Annotated in this window: 7 protein-coding genes and 1 pseudogene; all 8 read right to left on the bottom strand. The window is 73.2% G+C overall.

Translation table 11 applies throughout. The annotated features are described in order from the left end of the window. Positions 1–168 precede the first annotated feature (168 nt). The gene (locus tag ACGFYU_RS36890; RefSeq protein WP_393831677.1) at positions 169–876 is read right to left on the bottom strand and encodes a 4'-phosphopantetheinyl transferase; all 708 of its coding nucleotides are present in this window, start codon (positions 874–876) and stop codon (positions 169–171) included. Then, positions 873–1,757, bottom strand: a complete 885-nt coding sequence (locus tag ACGFYU_RS36885; protein WP_393831676.1) for a metallophosphoesterase family protein — start codon at positions 1,755–1,757, stop codon at positions 873–875. Before ACGFYU_RS36885 ends, ACGFYU_RS36890 begins: the two co-directional genes overlap by 4 nt. Positions 1,758–1,769: 12 nt before the next feature. After that, positions 1,770–2,525 carry a thioesterase II family protein gene (locus tag ACGFYU_RS36880; protein ID WP_393831675.1) on the bottom strand — a complete coding sequence of 252 codons (756 nt, stop codon included), beginning with the start codon at positions 2,523–2,525 and terminating at the stop codon, positions 1,770–1,772. A 53-nt stretch (positions 2,526–2,578) separates the two neighbouring features. After that, the gene (locus ACGFYU_RS36875) at positions 2,579–2,941 is read right to left on the bottom strand and encodes a nuclear transport factor 2 family protein (protein WP_382636029.1); all 363 of its coding nucleotides are present in this window, start codon (positions 2,939–2,941) and stop codon (positions 2,579–2,581) included. A gap of 57 nt (positions 2,942–2,998) precedes the next feature. Beyond that, the gene (locus ACGFYU_RS36870; protein WP_393831674.1) at positions 2,999–4,231 is read right to left on the bottom strand and encodes a cytochrome P450; all 1,233 of its coding nucleotides are present in this window, start codon (positions 4,229–4,231) and stop codon (positions 2,999–3,001) included. 26 nt (positions 4,232–4,257) lie between these two features. Further along, positions 4,258–8,085, bottom strand: a complete 3,828-nt coding sequence (locus tag ACGFYU_RS36865; protein ID WP_393831673.1) for a type I polyketide synthase — start codon at positions 8,083–8,085, stop codon at positions 4,258–4,260. Between the two features lie 34 nt (positions 8,086–8,119). Then, positions 8,120–13,480: pseudogene (locus tag ACGFYU_RS36860) on the bottom strand (type I polyketide synthase); the annotation flags it as partial. 114 nt (positions 13,481–13,594) lie between these two features. Beyond that, positions 13,595–21,910, bottom strand: an 8,316-nt coding sequence (locus tag ACGFYU_RS36855) for an SDR family NAD(P)-dependent oxidoreductase (RefSeq protein ID WP_393831672.1), incomplete at its 5' end; no start/stop codon positions are given.

The raw sequence follows: 21,910 nt of genomic DNA, 5'->3' as shown, positions 1-21,910 counted from the left end.
CTTGCCCTTCGCATGCTGGGCCTCGGTCGCACGGTCACTCGGGCCGCGCCGCGCCTGCTCACGCAGCGAGTGCAGCTCGGCCACGCGCCCACGGGTGTTCACTGCGTTACTGACTAGCTCATCGGTGATGGTCATGACGGGTACTCCTCGTACGTACTGCGGTCGAAGTCATCGGTGTGCGGTCGGCCGGGACGCCCCGGCAGCCGTCGGCCGGGCGGCGCGGGGCAGGGCGATCGCGGTGATCAGGAGCCCGCGGCGGGCCAGCCAGGTGCCGTTGAAGGCCGTGAGGCGGGTGCCGTCGACCGTCGGGCCCGGTACCAGCAGGCGGGCGTGGAAGGTGCGGGCCTCCGCGTCGACGGTGATCATCACCTCGTCGAAGTCCAGCCACCGGCCGGTGATGGGGTACCAGGCCTTGTAGACGCTCTCCTTGGCGCTGAAGACGAGGCGGTCCCAGTGCACGTCGGGGCGGAGCGGGCCCAGCCGGTTCAGCCAGAGGCGTTCCTCGGGGATCGTGACCAGCGCGCGCGTCCCCGCGTTGGCGATCGGCTGGTTGGGCTCGGCGTCCACGCTGATCGCCGCGAGGTCGGTGGCGCGGGCCACCGCCGCGGCCCGGTAGCCGGCGCAGTGGGTCATGCTGCCGACGATGCCCTCGGGCCAGCCGGGGGCTCCGCGGGTGCCCGGGAGGATGGGGGCGGGCGGGATGCCGAGCCGGGCCAGCGCCGCGCGGGCGTTGCCCCGTACCGTCGCGAACTCCCGCCTGCGTTCGTCGGTGCTCGCGGCCACGAGGGCCTTCTCCTGCGGGTACAGCACGGACTCCGGCAGGTCGCCGAAGGACTCCTCGGCGAAGGCCGTGGTGGGCAGCAGTTCCTCGATCACGCGGGTTCCCCCTGTCGTCCTCGGGTGTTTCCGCGGCCGGGCAGGATGCGCACGAGGCCGCCCGGTCCGCCGGGGCGCCGGTTCCACTCGCGCGGGTAGCCCAGTGAGACCTCCTCGAAGGGGACCCCGTCGCGGTGGATGGTCCGGCGGATGTGCAGGTGGCCGTAGACCATCGCCGCGGCGTGGAACCGGCGGTGCCAGTCGGCGGTCGCCTCGGTGCCGCACCAGAGGGCGAACTCGGGGTGCCAGAGCACGTCCATGGGCTCGCGGATCAGCGGGTAGTGGTTGACCAGGACGGTCCGGGTGCCGGCCGGGAGCGCGGCGAGCCGGGCCTCCGTGACGGCGAGCCGGGCCCGGCACCAGGCCTCCCGGCTCGGGTAGGGGTCGGGGTGGAGCAGGAACTCGTCGGTGCAGACGACGCCCGCCTCCTCCGCCAGCCGGAGGGCGACCTCCTTGGAGGTCACCCCCGGCGGGCGGAAGGTGTAGTCGTACAGGAGGAAGAGCGGGGCGACCGTGACCGGGCCGCCCTCGCCCTCCCAGACCGGGTAGGGATCCTCGGGCGTGACCACGCCCAGGGAGCGGCACATGTCCACGAGGTGCCGGTAGCGCTCCTCGCCGCGGAGCTGGAGGGGGTCCTCGCGGGGCGTCCACAGTTCGTGGTTGCCCGGCGCCCAGACGACCTTCGCGAACCGGCCGGCGAGCAGGCGCAGGGCGTCCTCGATCTCGGAGGCGATCTCGCCGACGTCACCGGCGACGAGCAGCCAGTCCTCGTCCGTCTCGGGCCGCAGCTCGTCGAGGATCCGCCGGTTCTCTTCGTAGTGGATGTGCAGATCGCTGATGGCGAGGAGCGAACCGCCCGCCTTCCGTGCGGTGTTCGGCATGGCGGCTTCCCCTCAGACCGCGACCGGGCGCGGGGTGACGCGCGTGCGGATCGCGGAGAGTACGGCCTCCTGCTCGTGGACGAGGTAGAAGTGCCCGCCCGGCAGCACCTTCCGCTCGAATTCGGCGTCGGTGTGCTCCTCCCAGCCGCCGACGCCTTCGATGTCGACCCGGGGGTCGCTGTCCCCGACGAGGGCCAGGACCGGGCAGGTGAGGGCGGGCCCGGGGGTGATGCGGTAGGTCTCGACCGCCTGGTAGTCGCCGCGGATGGCCGGGAGGATCATCCGCAGGATCTCCTCGTCGCCCAGGAGGTCGGCGTCGGTGCCGCTGAGCGCCTTCAGCTCGGCCACCAGGCCGTCGTCCGACCGCTTGTGGACGTTGGCCTCGCGCTGGAGGTGCGGGGCGCGGCGGCCGGAGACGATGAGCGCCGACGGGGCGGCGGCGCGGGCCTGGAGCCTGCGCGCCACCTCGAAGGCCACCAGCGCGCCCATGCTGTGCCCGAACAGGGCCAGCGGGCGGTCGTCGTCCCCGGCCTCGCCCAGCTGCTCCACCACGTGGTCGGCGAGGACGCCGACCTCGGTGATGACCGGCTCGGACCGACGGTCCTGGCGGCCGGGGTACTGGACGGCCAGCACCTCGATGTCCGGCGAAAGGGCCCGGGACACCGGGAAGTAGAAGCTGGCCGAACCGCCGGCGTGCGGGAGGCACACGAGGCGGGTCGGGGCCTCGGGGGCCGGGTGGAAGTTCCGTATCCAGAGATCGTCGGTCATGAGTGCGTTTCTTCTTTCCTGCGTCTGCCCGGGTGTTCCTGTGACTGGTTCCGCTACGCCTTGCGGAAGACGTCCTTCACGGCGATCTTTCCGTCGCGGATGGTGAAGAGGTCGACGGCCCGGTCGAGGACCTTGCCGTCCGGGGAGTTGACGGTGAATTCGAGGATCACGCGGTCCTCGACCTCGAGGAGCTCGCCGTATTCCAGCGTGATCCCCTTGGCCTCGTATTCCTTGCGCAGGCCGATGATCTTGTCGAGGAAGGCCGGGATCTCCTCACGGGTGTACGTGGTGCCCGGCTCGGCGCCCTCGGCCATGATCCAGCGGCCGTCCTCGGTGAAGCAGTCGGCGGCGGCCTCGATGTCGTCCCGCAGGCCGGCCTCGAAGAAGCGGTTGACGATGTCCTTGCCCTTGCCCATGGCGGTGATGCCTTTCGTTTCTGTGGTGCGTTGGTGGTGTTTCGGGATTTCGGCCGGTCAGGCCATGCGGACCGGGAGCTTCTCCAGGCCGCGGAACTGAGCCGTGTAACGCCATTCGAGAGCGGCCGGTTCGACGGTCAGCCGCCAGTCCGGGAAACGCTCCAGAAGCTTGGTGAAGATGATTTCGCCTTCGAGGCGAGCGAGCGGGGCGCCCAGGCAGTGGTGCACGCCGTGCCCGAAGGACAGGTGGGAATGGGCCGACGGCCTGGTCACGTCGAGCCGGTTCGGGTCCGCGTACTTCTCGGGGTCGCGGTTGCCCGACATCAGCGCGATGAAGACGATCTCGCCCTCGGGGATGGTGACGTCGCCGACCTCGACGGGGCTCGTGGTGTAGCGGATCGTCGAGAGGTTCAAGGGGCTCTCGTAGCGGAGGAACTCCTCGACGGCGCCCGGGATCAGGGACGGGTCGGCGCGCAGGAGCGCCTCCTGCCCGGGGTGTTCGAGGAGGGCGAGGACCCCGCTGCTGATCATGTTGGCGGTGGTCTCGTAGCCGGCGTTCATCACCAGGAAGATCGTCGACATCAGCTCGGTGTCGGTGAGCTTCACGCCGTCGTCGTCGGCCTCGATCAGCGCGGAGACCATGTCCTCGCCGGGGTTGGCCCGCTTCTCGGCGACGAGCTGCCCCAGGTAGGCGAAGGCCTGGCCGAGCGCCTTCTGCTTCTCCTCCGCGGAGATGTCGACGCTCGCGAGGGCGCCGCTCCACGTCTTGAAGTCCTCGAAGCGCTCCTCGGGCACGCCGAGCAGATTGCCGATGACGTAGATCGGCAGCGCGAGGGCGATGTCGTCGACGAGGTCGAACTCCTCGCCGGGGACGATCCGTTCCAGCAGCGCGTCGGTGGTCTGCTCGATCCACGGCCGCATCTTCTGGACGCGGCGCATGGTGAACGCCTTGCCGATCAGCTTGCGCAGCCGGGTGTGCTCCGGCGGGTCGCTGAACAGCATGCTGCGCGGCTGCTCGGTGGCCTGGAAGTCCGGGTCCACCGACTGGGACGTCACCACGGCCGGCAGGTTCACCGCGTCCTTGGACAGGCGCGGATCGGCGAGCAGCGCACGGCCGTTCTCGTAGTCGGTCACGACCCACGCGTGGAGTTCGGTGGCGAGGGTCTTGACCACGTGGCGGCGTACGGCGCCCTCCTCGCGGAGCTTCTCGTACGTGGCGTAGGGGTCCTGCACGAAGCTCCAGCTGAGCAGGTCGACTCCGCCTGCTTCGATGGTCGTTCCGATGGACAAGGGAAGGTCCTTTCCGAGTGCCGTGCTCATACGAGCCCGGCCAGCCAGTGGTCGACGGCCTTCGCCGTCGGTTCCGCGAATTCCTCGATGACGGTGAGGTGGTCGCCGGCCGTGGCCACCTCGGTGTGCGGCAGCGGCCATCCGGCGCGCGCGCTGCCGAAGGGGGTGGCGCCGGGCTCCAGCAGGAAGTCGGCGGCGCGCACGACGAGCGTCGGCCCGGTGGCCGCCACCGCGGGCGTCCAGTGTTCGAACAGCGACAGGTAACGGCCCATCGCCATCAGCTTCGTGTCGTCCACCATCGCGACCAGCTCGGGCCGGGCGGCCAGCTGCTGGAACAGCGAGGTCTGGAGCTCCGCCGTCTCGGCGTCTCCCGGCAGATACGTGTCGAGCAGGACGATGCCCTCGGCCCGCTGCCCGCCGTCGGCGTCCAGGGCCTCCGACACGGCGTGCGCGATCCAGCCGCCGGAGGAGTACCCGACGAGGACGAACGGCCGGCCGCCGGCGGCTTCGCGCACCGCCGCCACCTGGTCGCGGACCGCCTCGTCGAGGGTGGCGGGCAGCCGCTCGCCGTGCTCGTAGCCGGGCAGGGACAGCGCGCGGACGGTGTAGCCGTCGCCGAGGGCGGCGGCCAGTCGGGTGTACTGGAGCGGGCTGGCCGGGGCGACGAAGGAGGGCAGGCAGATCAGTACGGGGCCGCCCGCCTCGCCCAGCTCGCCCAGCTCGCCCGCCTCTCCGTTGTCGGCCGGGGAGAAGCGGACCGGCCGGCGCACGGCGCCGCCCGCCGGCTCCTCGGCCACCAGCCGGGAGGCGGCGGCGAGGAACCGGATGCCCTCCGGCCCGCGGCCCGCCAGGCACGCCTGACGGAATCGCTCCACCAGGCCGTCCGCCGGGGCGGCGGGGGTCGCGGGAGCGGCGGGGAGGGTGGCGCTGAGGTGCTCGGTGAGCGCGGCGACCGTGGGGTGGTCGAAGACGTCGGCGGCATTCAGTGCGATGCCGGAGGCGGCCCAGATCCGGGAGCGCAGCTCGACGACGGCGATCGAGTTGATCCCCATGTCGGTGAACGACTGCCGGTCGTCGATCGCGTCCCGGTCGGAGTGCCCGAGGACCGCCGCCACCTGCGTGCGCACCAACTCGGCGATGTCGAGCGGGCCTTCGGGAGCGACGGGCGTGGCCTCCGCCGTCACGTGTCCGCTGCGCGCCTCGGCGGACCGGGCGAGGGAGGCGCCGTCGGGCCAGTACCGCTCGTGCTGGAAGGCGTAGGTCGGCAGGTCGACGCGGCGGGCGCCGGAGTTTTCGTAGTACGAGGTCCAGTCGACCGGGACGCCCCTGGTGAACAGCCCGCCGAGGGCGGTGACGAGCTGCTCCGGCTCGGGACGACCCTTGCGCAGGGCCGGGACGGCCGGGGTCTCGGTGATGTCGGCGGCCATGGCGGACAGGACGCCGTCGGGGCCGAGTTCGAGGAGGGATTCGACGCCCTGGGCCTCGATGGTGGTGACCGCGTCGGCGAAACGGACCGGGCGGCGGACGTGGTTGACCCAGTAGTCGACCGAGGTCAGCTCCTCGGTCGTGGCCGCCTGGCCGGTGACCGTGGAGACGATCGGGATCTGGGGCGCGTCGAAGGTCAGCCCGGAGACGACCCTGCGGAAGTCCTCCAGCATCGGCTCCATCAGTGGCGAGTGGAACGCGTGGCTGACCGTCAGCTGCTTGAACTTCACACCCAGCGAACCGGCGATCTCCAGGACCTCGGCCTCAACACCCGCCAGAACCACGGACGCCGGACCATTGACCGCGGCGATACCGACGGTCTTCTCCCGGCCCGCGAGCAGCGGGAGCACCTGCTCCTCCGACGCCTGGACGGCGACCATCGCACCACCGGAAGGCAGCGCCTGCATCAGACGACCACGCGCCGAGACGAGAGCGGCAGCATCCTCCAGGGACAGCACACCCGCCACATGTGCGGCGGCGATCTCACCGATCGAGTGGCCCGCCAGAACCTCCGGCTTCACACCCCACGACTCGACCAGGCGGAACAGCGCCACTTCAAGGGCGAACAGAGCGGGCTGCGTGTTGCCCGTCTCGTCCAGACCCTCACCCGAGAAGACCACCTCCCGGAGAGACCCGTCCAGGTGCGACAGAACCTCGTCGAAGGCCGCCGCGAAGGCCGGGAACGCCTCGTACAGCTCACGGCCCATGCCGGCCCGCTGAGCACCCTGACCCGTGAACAGCACACCCACACGGCCCGACCCGGCGAAACCCTCGACGACCTCGTCGCCGACGAGCACAGCCCGGTGGTCGAACAGCGACCGCGACCCCACCAGCGACGCGCCGATGTCCACCGGACGGGCATCCGAACCGGCCACGAACTCCCGCAGCCGCTCCACCTGGCCCTTCAGCGCGCGACCCGTACGGCCGCTCACCACGAACGGGACCACAGCCGGGGCGACGCCCTCGGCCGCCGGCGCCTCGGCCTCCGGAGCCTGCTCCAGCACCACGTGCGCGTTGGTCCCGCTGATCCCGAAGGCGGAGACTCCGGCGCGCCGGGGCCGGCCCGTCTCCGGCCAGGCCCTGGCCTCGGTCAGCAGTTCCACGCCGCCCTTGGACCAGTCCACCTCGGGCGTCGGCTCCGTGACGTGGAGGGTCCGGGGCAGGGCGACGTGGCGCATGGCCTCGACCATCTTGATGATGCCCGCGACGCCGGCTGCCGCCTGCGTGTGGCCGATGTTCGACTTCACCGAGCCCAGCCACAGCGGCCGGCCCTCCGGGCGCTCCTGGCCGTAGGTGGCGAGGAGCGCGTCCGCCTCGATGGGGTCGCCCAGCGGGGTGCCCGTGCCGTGGGCCTCGACCGCGTCCACGTCCGCGGCCGTCAGGCGGGCGTTCTCCAGGGCCTGGCGGATGACGCGGCGCTGCGAGGGGCCGTTCGGGGCCGTCAGGCCGTTCGAGGCGCCGTCCTGGTTCACCGCGGTGCCCCGCACGACCGCCAGGACCTTGTGCCCGTTGCGCTGCGCGTCCGAGAGGCGCTCGACGAGCAGCATGCCGACGCCCTCACCCCAGCCGACGCCGTCCGCGTCCGCCGAGAAGGCCTTGGAGCGGCTGTCCGGGGCCAGGCCGCGCTGGCGGCTGAACTCGATGTAGCCGGAGGGGGTGGACATGATCGTGACACCGGCGGCGAGCGCCATGGAGCACTCGCCGGCGCGCAGCGCCTGCACGGCCAGGTGCAGGGCCACGAGCGAGGAGGAGCACGCCGTGTCGAGGGTGACCGCCGGGCCGGTCAGGCCCAGCGTGTAGGAGATCCGGCCGGAGGCGACGCTGGCCGCGTTGCCCGTGATGAGCAGGCCCTCGATCTCCTTGGGCGGGTCGGTCAGGAGCAGGGGGTAGTCCTGGCCGTTGCCGCCGACGAACACTCCGGTCTTGCTGCCCCGCAGGCTTTCAGGGGCGATGCCGGCGCGTTCGATGGTCTCCCAGGCGACCTCCAGCAGCAGCCGCTGCTGGGGGTCCATGGCGAGCGCCTCGCGCGGGGAGATCCGGAAGAAGCCCGGGTCGAAGCGGTCGGCGTCGTAGAGGAAGCCGCCCTCGTTGGCATACGTCGTACCGGAGTTGGCCGGGTCCGGGTCGTACAGGTCCTCGGGCCAGCCGCGGCCTTCCGGGAAGGGGCCGACCGCGTCGACGCCGTCGGACACCAGGCGCCAGAGGTCCTCGGGCGAGCCGACGCCGCCGGGGAAGCGGCAGGCCATGCCGACGATGGCGATGGGTTCGTGGGTTGCCGCCATCAGCTGCTGGTTCTGCTGCTTGAGTCGCTCCACGTCCTTGAGTGAGGACCGCAGCGCGGTGACGAGTTGTTCGTTCAGGTTGGTCATGACGCTCTCTCTGGTGCGTAGGGGCGGGTTGTCGTCAGGCGGCCGAGCCGCCACCCGCCAGCAGCAGCAGGGTTTCCGCGTCCATGTCGTCGATGGCATCGATGGCGCCGCCATTGCCGGCCCCGCCTTCCGCCGCCGCGGCACCCTGGCCGCCCGTGGCGTCCGTGTCGGAGCCCGCGAGACCGAGCAGCAGGTCGAGCAGTCCCGCCCGGCGGACGCGGTCGATCGGGATCGTGGTGAGCAGCTCGCGCAGCTCCCGCTCCTGCGGGTCCTCGGTGTCGTCGGCCGCGCCGCCGAGCTGCGGGAGCAGTTCGGCGCGGAGGAACCCGGCGACCGCTCCCGGCGTCGGGTGGTCGAAGACGAGGGCGGCCGGCAGGCGCAGGCCGGTCGCTCCGTTGAGACGGTTGCGCAGGTCGATGGAGGTCAGCGAGTCGAAGCCGAGCTCCTTGAAGGCGCGCTCCGGGTCGACGCTGTCCGGGCCGCTGTGGCCGAGGACGCGGGCGACCTGGGTCCGGACCAGTGCGGTGAGTTCGCCGATCTGGGCCTCGGCGGGCAGTGCGGCCAGGCGCTGGGAGAGGGACTGTCCCTGCTCCCCGGCGCCGTTGGACGCGCTGCGCCGGTTCGCGGCCGGTACGAGGGCCCGCAGGACGGGGTGCAGGGTGTCCGTCTGACGGCCGAGGACCGCGGTGTCGAGCGGGGCCGGTACGAGGACCGCTCGACCGGTGCGGTTCCCGTGCTGTACGGCGGCGTCCAGGAGGGCCAGGCCGTGCTCGGCGGTGAGGGGCACGATGCCGGTGCGGCGCAGTCGGGTCAGGTCCGCCTCGCTCAGCTCGCCGGCCATGCCGCCGCCGCCCCACGCGCCCCAGGCGAGGGAAAGTGCGGGCAGTCCCGCGGCCCGGCGCTGTGCGGCGAGGGCGTCGAGGTAGGCGTTGGCCGCGGCGTAGTTGGCCTGGCCGGCGCCGCCGAGCACCCCGGAGACGGAGGAGTACAGGACGAAGGCCGACAGGTCGAGGCCGCGCGTCAGCTCGTCGAGGTTGCGGGCCGCGTCGGCCTTGGGACGCAGGACCCGGTCGAACCGCTCGGCGTCGAGCGACGCCACGACACCGTCGTCCGTGACACCGGCGGTGTGGACGACCGCCGTCAGCGGGTGCACAGCTGGCACACCAGCCAGCAGGGCGGCGAGTGCCTCGCGGTCGGCGGCGTCGCAGGCGGCGACGGTCACCTCCGCGCCGAGGCCGGTCAGTTCGTCGGCCAGCTCCTGGGCACCGGGTGCGGCGAGGCCGCGCCGGCTGGTCAGCAGCAGGTGCCGGACCTCGTACGTGGTCACCAGGTGGCGGGCGAGCAGGCCGCCGAGGGCGCCCGTTCCGCCGGTGATGAGGACGGTGCCCTCGGGGCCGCCGAAGGCTCCTGCGGGGTTCGGGGTTGCGTCGGTCCGGGTCCGCACCAGGCGCGGGGCGTGGGCGATGCCCTCGCGGAGCGCGAGCTGGGGCTCGTCCGTGGCGACGGCCGCTCCGGCGGCGGACGCGGCCGCCGCCGGGGTCTCGGGCTCGTCGGTGTCGACGAGCGTGAGCCGGCCGGGGTTCTCGCTCTGCGCCGACCGGAGCAGGCCCCAGACGGCGGCCGATGCCGGGTCGGCGGGCCGGGAGCGGTTGTCGGTGGCGACCGCTCCGCCGGTCAGGACGACGAGCCGGGAGTCGGTGAACCGCTCGTCGGCCAGCCAGCCCTGGATCAGCTCCAGCGCGGACGCCGCGGCCGTGCGGACGTCGTCGGTGGCCTCCAGGGCGGCCACCGCCACGGCGGGAACGGTGTCGAGGTCCGCCAGGTCCCGGGCGGTGCGCAGCACCGGGGCCTCGACCGGCTCGGTGGAGCGGACGTCGGCGACCGGCAGCCAGTCCAGCTGGAAGAGCCCGTCCGGGCCGCCCTCGGTGGCGGTGGCGCGGCGCAGCTCCTCGGGGCGTACGGCCTGCCAGGTCAGGGCCTTGACGGAGGCCACGGGGGCGCCCTCCGCGTCGGCCGCGCCCAGGGTGAGGGAGCCGTCGCCCCGCGGGGTGATCCGGACCCGGAGCGAGGTCGCGCCGGTGGCCTGGACGCTGATCCCGGACCAGGTCAGGGGGGTGATCGCCGAGTCGGCTTCGCCGCCCTGCGGGACGCCGGTCCCGGTGAGGACGGCGGCGTGCAGGGCCGCGTCGAGCAGGGCGGGGTGCAGGGCGAACTCGGCCGCCTCCGCGTGCTGCTCGTCGGCGAGGTCGACCTCGGCGAACAGCTCGCCGTCCGAGGTCCATGCGCGGCGCAGGCCCTGGAAGGCGGGTCCGTAGCCGTGCCCGCGTGCCGCGAGCCGCCCGTAGGCGTCCTCGACGTCGACCTCCGTCGCGCCGGCCGGCGGCCAGGCGGTGACGGGTGCCGGAGCGGAGCCGCCGGTGGCGGCCAGGATGCCGGTGGCGTGCTGGGTCCAGGGCTGCTCCTCCCCGTCGGGCCGGGAGAAGATCCCCAGCTCGCGGCGGCCGGAGGCGTCCGGGGCGGCGACGATCAACTGGAGCTGTACGGCGCCCTGTTCGGGCAGGACCAGCGGGGCGGAGAGGGTGAACTGCTCGACGGTGCCGCAGCCGACGCCGTCACCGGCCTGGACGGCCAGCTCGGCGAAGCCGGCGCCGGACAGGGTCGCGGTGCCGAGCACGGTGTGGTCGGCGAGCCAGGCGTGGGCGGCGCGCGAGACCCGGCCGGTGAGGAGCAGGCCCTCCCCGTCGGCGAGTTGGACGGCCGAGCGGAGCAGCGGGTGACCGAATGCGGGAGCCTGGGCGGTACCGGGCTCGGTGATGAGCCAGTAGCGCTCGTGCTGGAAGGCGTAGGTCGGCAGGTCGACGCGCTGGGCGCCGGAGCCCGCGTAGTACGAGGTCCAGTCGACGGGGACGCCCTGGGTGAACAGCCGGGCGAGGGAGGCGACGAGCTGCTCGGGCTCGGGGCGGCCCTTGCGCAGGGCCGGCGAGGTCGTGAGGCCTTCGACCTCGGCGGCCATGGCGGACAGGACCGCGTCGGGGCCGAGTTCGAGGAGGGACTCGACACCGCGTGCCTCGACCGCCTCGATGGCGTCGGCGAAGCGGACCGGGCGGCGGACGTGGCTGACCCAGTAGTCGACCGAGGTCAGCTCCTCCGCGGTGGCCAGTCGGCCGGTGACCGTCGAGATGATCGGGATCTGCGGGGCGTTGAAGGTCAGCCCGGCAACGACCTGGCGGAAGTCCTCCAGCATCGGCTCCATCAGCGGCGAGTGGAACGCGTGGCTGACCGTCAGCTGCTTGAACTTCACACCCAGCGAACCGGCGATCTCCAGGACCTCGGCCTCAACACCCGCCAGAACCACGGACGCCGGACCATTGACCGCAGCGACGCCGACGGTCTCCTCCCGACCGGCGAGCAGCGGAAGGACCTGCTCCTCCGACGCCTGGACGGCGACCATCGCACCACCGGAAGGCAGCGCCTGCATCAGACGACCACGCGCCGAGACGAGAGCGGCAGCATCCTCAAGGGACAGGACACCCGCCACATGTGCGGCGGCGATCTCACCGATGGAGTGACCGGCCAGAACCTCCGGCTTCACACCCCACGAGGCGACCAGACGGTAGAGAGCAACCTCCAGTGCGAACAGAGCGGGCTGCGTGTTGCCCGTCTCGTCCAGACCCTCACCGGAGAAGATCACCTCACGAAGCGAGCCGTCCAGGTGCGAAAGCACCTCGTCAAAGGCCGCGGCGAAAGCCGGGAACGCCTCATACAGCTCACGCCCCATACCGGCCCGCTGAGCGCCCTGCCCGGTGAACAGCACACCGAGTCGACCCGACCCGGCGACGCCCTCCACCACCTCGTCGCCCACCAGAACCGCCCGGTGGTCGAAGACCGCGCGTCCGGCGGCGAGGGACCAGCCGATGTCCGCCGGCCGGGCGTCGGAACCCTCCGCGAACTCCCGCAGGCGCTCGATCTGGCCCTTCAGCGCACCGGCCGTACGGCCACTGACCACGAACGGGACCACAGCCGGGGCGACTCCCTCGGCCACCGGCTCCTCGGCCACCGGAGCCTGCTCCAGCACCACGTGCGCGTTCGTCCCGCTCACGCCGAACGAGGACACCGCCGAGCGGCGCGGACGGCCCGTCTCGGGCCACTCACGGGCCTCGGCCAGCAGTTCCACCTGGCCCGCCGACCAGTCGACCTCCGGGGAGGGCTCCCCCGCGTGCAGGGACTTCGGGAGGACGCCGTGGCGCATGGCCTCGACCATCTTGATGACACCGCCGACACCGGCCGCCGCCTGCGTGTGCCCGATGTTGGACTTCAGCGAGCCCAGCCACAGCGGCTCCTGGCCGTGCCGCTGGCGGCCGTACGTGGCCAGCAGCGCGTCCGCCTCGATCGGGTCGCCGAGCCGGGTGCCCGTGCCGTGCGCCTCGACCGCGTCCACGTCGGCGGGCGACAGGCGGGCGTTGTCCAGGGCCTGGCGGATGACGCGGCGCTGCGAGGGGCCGTTCGGGGCCGTCAGGCCGTTCGAGGCGCCGTCCTGGTTCACCGCGGTGCCCCGCACGACGGCCAGGACCTTGTGGCCGTTGCGCTGCGCGTCGGAGAGGCGCTCGATCAGCAGCATGCCGACGCCCTCGCCCCAGCCGACGCCGTCCGCGTCGGCCGAGAAGGACTTCGAGCGGCCGTCGGCGGCGAGACCGCGCTGGCGGCTGAACTCCACGAAGGTGCTGGGGGTGTGCATGACGGCCACACCGCCCGCGAGCGCCATCGAGCACTCGCGGTTGCGCAGGGCCTGTCCGGCGAGGTGCAGGGCGACCAGCGAGGAGGAACAGGCCGTGTCCACGGTGACCGTGGGGCCGGTCAGGCCGAAGGAGTAGGCGAGGCGGCCGGAGATGACGCTGCCGGCGTTGCCCGTCATCAGGATGCCTTCCAGGTCCTGCGGGATGTCGCGCACCGGCGGGGCGTAGTCGTAGTACATGACCCCGGCGTAGACGCCGATGTCCGTGCCGCGGACCGACGCCGGGTCGATGCCGGCCTGCTCGAAGGTCTCCCAGGTGGTCTCCAGCAGCAGGCGCTGCTGCGGGTCCATGCCCAGCGCCTCGCGCGGGGAGATCCCGAAGAAGCCCGCGTCGAACTTGTCGGCGTCGTGCAGGAAGCCGCCCTCGCGGGTGTAGCTCTTGCCGATGCGGTCGGGGTCCGGGTCGTAGAGGTCCTCGTCCCAGCCGCGGCCGGTGGGGAAGGTGCTGATGGCGTCCGTGCCGTCGGCGACGAGCCGCCACAGGTCCGCGGGCGAGCTCACGCCGCCCGGGTAGCGGCAGGCCATGCCGACGATGGCGAGGGGCTCTTCGCCGCGGGTCTCCAGCTCCTGGACCCGCTGGCGGGCCCGCCGGAGGTCTGCGGTGACCTTCTTCAGGTAGTCGACTACTTTTTCCTGCTGGTTCTTTTCGGTCTGCACCGTGTCACTTCCTCTGCCGCGAGGGGCGGATAAATCGAAGGTTCCGAATATTCCGTGACCTCACGCGAGGTCGAATTCTTCGTCGATCAGGTCGAGCAGCTCGTCCACGGACGCGCCGTGGATGTCGTCCTCGGAGAACGCGCCGGGCTTCGCGTCGGCCCCCGAGGATTCGCGGAGGCGGAGCAGGAGCTTCTCCAGTCGCTCCGCGGCGGCCTCGTACTCGGTGGTGTCGCCCGTGGCGGCCGACATGCTGGCCTCCAGGCGGTCGATCTCCTCGGCGAGCGAGCCCACCGGGGAGGCTCCGACCACCGGGATCTCCTCGAGGAGGTAGCCGGCGACGGCCGCCGGCGTCGGGTAGTCGAAGACGAGCGTGGCGGGCAGTCGAAGGCCGCTGACGGCGTTGAGCCGGTTGCGGAGTTCGACGGCAGACAGGGAGTCGAAGCCGAGCTCGTTGAACGCGCGGTTCTGGTCGACCGCTTCGTGCCCGGAGTGTCCGAGGACGGCCGCGACCTCACCCCGTACGAGGTCCACCAGCGCCTGCTCGCGTTCGGCACCGGTGAGGGCGCCGAGCCGCTGGGCGAGCGGGGCCGGGCCCTCCGTGCCCGCGGCGCCCGGGGCCGCGGCGGCGGCCCGGCGCGGTGCCACCCGTACGAGACCGCGCAGCAGCGGCGGCAGGTTCTCGCCGAGGGCCCGCAGGGCGGCGGTGTCGAAGCGGACCGGGGCCAGCAGGTTGCGGTCCTCCGCGACGGCCGCGTCGAACAGTGCCATGCCCTCGGCCTCGGACATGGGGGTCACCCCGCCCTTGGCGACGCGCTTGCGGTCGGCCTCGTCGAGGTGGCCGATCATGCCGTGGTCCCACAGGCCCCAGGCGAGTGAGGTGGCGGGCAGCCCGGCCGAACGGCGGCGCTGGGCGAGCGCGTTGAGGAAGGAGTTGCCGGCCGCGTAGTTGGCCTGTCCGGGCGGGCCGAGGATGCCCGAGACGGAGGAGTAGAGGATGAAGGCGCTCAGGTCCAGGTCGGCCGTCAGCTCGTGGAGGTTCCACGCCGCGTCGATCTTGGGCTGGAGGACCGCGTCCAGCTGGTCGCCCGTCATCGACACGATGATGCTGTCGTCCAGGACACCGGCGGTGTGCACCACCGCGGTCAGCGGGTGCTCGGCCGGCACCCCGGCCAGCAGCTGCGCCACCGCCGACCGGTCGACCACGTCGCACGCCGCGAACGTGACGTGCGCGCCGAGGCCGGTCAGTTCGGCCTCGAGCTCGGCCGCGCCCGGCGCCTGTGCGCCGCGCCGGCTCACCAGCAGCAGGTGCCGGACGCCCTGCTCGGCCACCAGGTGGCGGGCCAGCAGTACGCCGAGTCCGCCGGTGGCGCCCGTCACGAGCACCGTCCCCTCGGAGTCCCAGGGGGCGGGCTGCGCGGCGGGGGCGATCTCCACCTTGGCGAGCCGCGGGGCGCGGGCTTCACCGTCGCGGATCACGAGCTCGTGCTCGCCGGTCGCGAGAGCGGCCGGGATGAGCTGCCGGGACCCGTCGGTGCCGTCCAGGTCGATCTGCGCGAACCGGTCGGGGTTCTCGGTGCTCGCGGAGCGGAACAGCCCCCAGGCACCGGAGAGTTCGAGGGCCTCCAGGCCGGTCTCGGCGTCCGCGGCGACGGCGTCGCGGGTGACCAGGACGAGCCGGGAGGACTCGAAGCGCCGGTCCGCGATCCACGCCTGGGCCAGTTCCAGTGCCCGGTGGGTGGTGGCGCGGGCGATCCCGCCGAGGTCGGCGGCGTCGATGCCGTCCGCCGCGGCGGCCAGCGGGAGGAGGACGACGGCCGGGGCCTGCTCCCCCGCGTCCACGGCGGCCCGCAGGGCGGGCAGGTCGGCGTGGCCGCGCAGGGCGCCGGCGGGGGCCAGGCCCGCGCCGAGGCCGAGGGTGTCGTCGCCGAGCACCGCCCAGGCGCTCAGGTCGGTCTCCGTGGCGGCGGCTCCGCCCGGGACCGCCGTCCACTCGACCCGGAACAGCGACTCGTGGTGCGTGACACCGGCGCTGCGCAGCATGTCGGCGGAGACCTCACGGGAGAGCAGCGCCCCGACGGTGGCGACGGGCGTGCCCACCGGATCGGTGATCGCGAGGGACACCTGGTCCAGCCCGGTCTCCGCGGTCGTACGGGTCAGCCGCACCCGCAGCGCGGTGGCACCCGTGGTGTGGACGGCGACACCGGACCAGGAGAACGGCAGGCCCGGCTTCCCGTCGGCGTCCGCGACACCCGGCAGCAGGACGTGCAGGGAGGCGTCGAGGAGGGCGGGGTGCAGGGTGAACCGGCCGGCGTCCGCGCGCTGCGCGTCCGGCAGCGCGATCTCGGCGAACAGTTCGCCGTCGGAGGACCGCCAGGCGCGGCCCAGGCCCTGGAAGGCGGGCCCGTAGCCGTAGCCCTGGTCGACCAGGCGGCCGTACACGTCGGCCAGGTCGATCTCCTGCGCGCCGGCGGGCGGCCAGGCGGCGGAGAGGGGGGCGGTGGGCGCGGACACCGTGCCGGTGGCGAGGATGCCGTTGGCGTGCTGGATCCAGGGCTGGTCCTCACCGTCGGGCCGGGAGAAGATCCCCAGCTCGCGGCGGCCGGACGCGTCGGCTCCGGCAACGGTGATCTGCAGCTGCACGCCGCCGCGCTCGGGCAGCACCAGCGGTGCGGCGAGCGTGAGCTCCTCCACGGCGTCACAGCCGACCTGGTCACCGGCGCGGACGGCCAGCTCCACGAAGGCGGTGCCGGGGAGCAGGACGGTCCCGAAGACCGCGTGGTCGGCCAGCCACGGGTGCGACTGGAGCGACAGCCGGCCGGTGAGCACCGCGCCCTCGCCGTGGGCGAGTTCGACGGCGGCCCCGAGCAGCGGGTGCCCGGCCTCGTCGAGCCCGGCGGAGGTGACGTCACCCGTGGCGGCCGGGGGCAGCAGCCAGTAGGAGTCGTGGTGGAAGGCGTAGGTCGGCAGGTCGACGCGACGGGCGCCAGAGCCTTCGTAATACGAGGTCCAGTCGACCGGGACACCCCTGGTGAACAGCCCGCCGAGGGCGGCGATGAGCTGCTCCGGCTCCGGCCGGCCCTTGCGGAGAGCCGGAACCGTGGTGACCGACTCGGTGACGTTCGCCGCCATGGCGGTCAGGACGCCGTCGGGGCCGAGTTCGAGGAGGGACTCGATGCCCTGCGCCTCGATGGTGCTGACCGCCTCGGCGAAGCGGACGGGGCGGCGGACGTGGCTGACCCAGTAGTCGACCGACGTCAGCTCCTCCGCAGAGGCCTCCTGGCCGGTGACCGTGGAAACGATCGGAATCTGCGGGGCGTTGAAGGTCAGACCTGCAACGACCTGACGGAAGTCGTCGAGCATCGGCTCCATCAGCGGCGAGTGGAACGCGTGGCTGACCGCGAGCTGCTTGAACTTCACGCCGAGAGAACCGGCGATCTCCAGGACCTCGGCCTCAACACCCGCCAGGACCACGGACGTCGGACCGTTGACCGCTGCGATACCGACAGTCTCCTCCCGGCCGGCGAGCAGCGGGAGAACCTGCTCCTCCGACGCCTGGACGGCCACCATCGCACCACCGGCGGGCAGCGCCTGCATCAGACGGCCACGCGCCGAAACGAGAGCGGCAGCGTCCTCAAGGGACAGGACACCGGCGACATGCGCGGCGGCGATCTCACCGATGGAGTGACCGGCCAGAACCTCCGGCTTCACACCCCACGACTCGACCAGGCGGTAGAGAGCAACCTCCAGGGCGAAGAGGGCAGGCTGGGTGTTGCCCGTCTCGTCCAGACCCTCACCCGAGAAGATCACTTCACGGAGCGAGTCGTCCAGGTACGAGAGGACCTGGTCGAAGGTGCTGGCGAAGGCGGGGAAGGCCTCGTACAGCTCGCGGCCCATACCGGCCCGCTGAGCGCCCTGACCCGTGAACACCACACCGAGCCGACCCGACCCGGCCACACCCTCGACGACCTCGTCACCGATGACGACAGCCCGGTGCTCGAACACCGAACGGGAAGCCACCAGCGAGGAGCCCACGTCCACCGGACGGGCATCCGTACCGGCCACGAACTCCCGCAGCCGCTCGACCTGCCCCTTCAGCGCACCAGCCGTACGGCCGCTCACCACGAACGGAACCACAGCCGGAGCAACGCCCTCGGCCGCCGGCTCCTCGACCTCCGGAGCCTGCTCCAGCACCACGTGCGCGTTCGTCCCGCTCACGCCGAACGAGGAGACCGCCGAGCGGCGCGGACGGCCGGTCTCCGGCCAGTCCCGGGCCTGCGTGACGAGCTCCACCTCGCCCGCCGACCAGTCGATCATGGGGGAGGGCTCGCCCACGTGCAGGGTCTTCGGCACCACACCGTGCTGCATGGCCAGGACCATCTTGATGATTCCGGCCGCACCGGCCGCGTGCTGCGTGTGCCCGATGTTCGACTTGATCGACCCGAGCAGCAGGGGCTGGCCCTCCGGGCGCTCCTGACCGTAGGTCGCGAGGAGCGCCTCCGCCTCGATCGGGTCGCCCAGCCGGGTACCCGTACCGTGCGCCTCCACCACGTCGACGTCCGCCGCGGAGAGGCCGGCTCCGGCCAGGGCCTGGCGGATGACCCGCTGCTGGGAGGGGCCGTTGGGGGCCATGAGGCCGTTGGACGCGCCGTCCTGGTTCACCGCCGTACCGCGTACGACGGCCAGCACCTTGTGGCCGTTGCGGCGCGCGTCCGAGAGGCGCTCGACCAGCAGCACGCCGACGCCCTCGGCCCAGCCGGTGCCGTCCGCGTCGGCCGAGAAGGCCTTGCAGCGGCCGTCGGGCGCCAGGCCGCGCTGGCGGCTGAACTCCACGAACAGCGTGGGCGTGGACATGAGGAGCGCGCCACCCGCCAGCGCCAGGTCGCATTCGCCGGAGCGCAGGGCCTGCGCCGCGAGGTGCAGCGAGACCAGGGAGGAGGAGCAGGCGGTGTCGAGGGTGATCGCCGGGCCGGTCAGGCCCAGGTGGTAGGAGATGCGGCCGGAGGCGATGCTGTTGGCGCTGCCGGTCAGCAGCTGGCCCTCGAAGGAGGGGACCTGGGCGAGGAGGCTGCCGTGGTCCTGGCCGCTGACGCCGACGAACACGCCGGTCTGGCTGCCGCGCAGCGACACCGGGTCGATGCCGGCGCGCTCGATGCTCTCCCAGACAGTCTCCAGCAGCATCCGCTGCTGCGGGTCCATGCCCAGCGCCTCGCGCGGCGAGATGCCGAACAGGGCGGGGTCGAAGCGGTCGACGCCGTCGACGAAGCCGCCCTCGCGGGCGTAGCTCTTGCCCTTCGCCTCCGGGTCGGGGTCGTAGATGCCGTCGACGTCCCAGCCGCGGTCGGTGGGGAAGCCGCCGATGGCGTCGATCTCCTCCGTGACGACGCGCCACAGGTCCTCGGGCGACGCGACGCCGCCGGGCAGGCGGCAGGCCATGCCGACGATGGCGATCGGGTCGTCGTCCACGACCGTCGTCGCCCGCGGGGCGGCGGCGGGGGTGGCCGCGGTGCCGGCGAGTTCGCCGTGCAGGAAGCGGGCGATGTCCGCCGGGGTCGGGTAGTCGAAGATGAGGGCCGCGGGGAGCCGCAGACCGGTGGCGCCGTTGAGCTCGTTGCGCAGCTCGACCGCCGTGAGGGAGTCGAAGCCGAGCTCCTTGAAGGCGCGGTCCTGGCCGATGGCGGCGTGGTCGCTGTGGCCGAGGACGGCGGCGACGTGGCCGCGTACGAAGTCCACGAGGACCCGCTCGCTCTCGGCGTCGCTGAGCCCGGCGAGCTGCTGGACCAGCGCGCCCGCGGCGGTGCTGTCGGTGCCGGCCGCGGCGGCCTTGCGCCGGGGGGCGACCCGTACGAGACCGCGCAGCAGCGCGGGCAGTCCGTCGCCCAGGGAACGCAGGACGGACAGTTCCAGGCGGGTGGGCAGGGCCCAGGCGAGCCCGGAGCCGACGACCGTGTCGAAGAGCTCCATGCCGTCGGCCTCGGCCAGCGGCAGCATGCCGGCGCGGGCGATCCGGTCGACGTCGTTCTGCGACAGGCTGTCGGTGATGCCGCCGGTCTGCGCCCACAGGCCCCAAGCGAGGGCGGTCGCGGGGAGTCCGATGGCGCGGCGGTGGCGGGCGAGCTCGTCCAGGAAGGCGTTGGCGGCCGAGTAGTTGGCCTGGCCGGGGCCGCCGAAGGTCGCGGCGGAGGAGGAGTAGAGGACGAAGGCCGTGAGGTCCAGGTCCTTGGTGAGCTCGTGGAGGTTCCACGCGGCGTCGACCTTGGGCCGCAGCACGCGGTCGAGCTGCTGCGTCGTCAGGGTCGCGGCGATGCCGTCGTCGAGGACGCCCGCCGTGTGGACGACGCCCTTCAGCGGCCGGTCCGCGGGGATGGCGGCGAGCAGCGCGGCGAGCGCGTCGCGGTCCGCGACGTCGCAGGCGGCGAAGGTGACGTGCGCGCCGAGCCCGGTCAGTTCGGTTTCCAGTTCGGCGGCGCCCGGGGCCTGGCCGCCGCGCCGGCTGACGAGCAGCAGGTTCCGTACGCCGTGCTCGGTGACGAGGTGGCGGGAGAGCAGGGTGCCCAGGTCGCCGGTGGCACCGGTGATCAGCACGGTGCCCTCGGGGCCGAAGGCGGGCCGCGCGTCGTCGGCCGCGGGGGCCGGTGCGACGAGGCGGGCGAGGCGCGGGGCGAACGCGGCGCCGTCGCGCAGGGCCAGCTCGGGCTCGCCGGTGGCGAGGGCGGCGGCGATCGTCCCGGCCAGCGAGTCCGCGGGGGCCTCGGGGTCGAGGTCGAGGAGGACGAAGCGCCCGGGGTTCTCGTTCTGCGCGGTCCGCAGCAGACCCCGCACGCCGGCCAGGGCCACGTCGCCCGGCTGCTCGGCATCGAGCGATACGGCACCGTCGGTCAGCACGACGAGCCGGGAGTCCTCGTACCGCTCGTCGGCCAGCCACTTCTGTACGAGCTCCAGGGCGCCCAGCGTCGCGGCGCGCAGGGCGGCCGCCGGGTCGGACACCTCGGGCCGGGTGACGGGCGCGAGGAGGACGGCGGGAACCTCGGCGGTCCCGTCCTCGAACGCGGCCCATCCGACCGGAGTCCCAAGGCCGGTGAGGCCCGGGAACCCGGCGTCGCCGAGCACCGACCAGGTGTCGGTCGCCGGCACGGCCGCGGCGGTGGGCACGCGGGTCCACTCGACGTGGAAGAGGGAGTCGTTGCCGGTGTTCCCGGCATTGCGCAGCGCGTCGGCGGAGATGGCCCGGGACAGCAGGGACTCGACGGTGACGACCGGTGCGCCCGTACCGTCCGAGGCGACCAGCCGCAGCGTGTCCGCGCCGGTCAGGGTGAGCCGCACGCGCAGCACGGAGGCGCCGGCGCCGTGGACGGTGAGACCGGACCAGGAGAACGGCAGACCGCCCTGGCGGTCGTCGTCGACCACACCGCGCAGGAGCGGGTGCAGGGCCGCGTCGAGGAGCGCCGGGTGCAGGGCGAACTGCGCGGCGTCGGTGCGCTGCTCGTCGGGCAGGGCGACCTCGGCGTAGATCTCGCCGCCGGGCGTGCGCCAGGCGCGGCGCAGGCCCTGGAAGGAGGGACCGTATCCGTGGCCCTGCTCGGTGAGCCGCTCGTAGGCGCCCGCGACGTCGACCTCGGTCGCACCGGCCGGCGGCCACACGAGCAGACCCGCGGGGGCGGGGGCGCCGGCGTTCACGAGGCTGCCGGTGGCGTGCTGGGTCCAGGGCTGGTCCTCGCCGTCGGGGCGGGAGTGGACGGCGATGGCGCGCCGGCCGGACGCGTCCGGTCCGCCGACGGTCAGCTGGAGCTGGACGGCGCCGCGCTCGGGCAGGACCAGCGGGGCGGCGAGGGTGAGCTCCTCGATGGTGTCGCAGCCGACGCGGTCGCCGGCCTGGGTGGCCAGCTCGACGAACGCGGTACCGGGCAGCAGCACCGTGTCGAGGATGGCGTGGTCGGCGAGCCAGGGGTGGGTCTGCAGGGAGAGCCGCCCGGTGAGGATCAGGCCCTCGCCGTCGGCGAGCTCGACGGCGGCACCGAGCAGCGGGTGGCCGGCGGCCGTCAGACCGGCTGAGGAGACGTCACCGACGCCGGTGGTCGGCATGAGCCAGTAGCGCTCGTGCTGGAAGGCGTAGGTCGGCAGGTCGACGCGGCGGGCGCCCGAGTTTTCGTAGTACGAGGTCCAGTCGACCGGGACGCCCCTGGTGAACAGCCCGCCGAGGGCGGTGATGAGCTGCTCCGGCTCCGGCCGGCCCTTGCGGAGAGCCGGGACGGTGGTGACCGACTCGGTGACACCGGCCGCCATGGCGGACAGGACCGCGTCGGGGCCGAGTTCGAGGAGGGACTCGATGCCCTGGGCCTCGATGGTGGTGACCGCGTCGGCGAAACGGACCGGGCGGCG

This window comes from Streptomyces sp. NPDC048337 (assembly GCF_043201175.1).
In the GTDB taxonomy this organism is placed as follows: Bacteria; Actinomycetota; Actinomycetes; order Streptomycetales; family Streptomycetaceae; genus Streptomyces.
The sequence above is the reverse complement of the archived record's forward strand: the minus strand, read 5'-3'. Positions and strand labels throughout refer to the sequence as shown.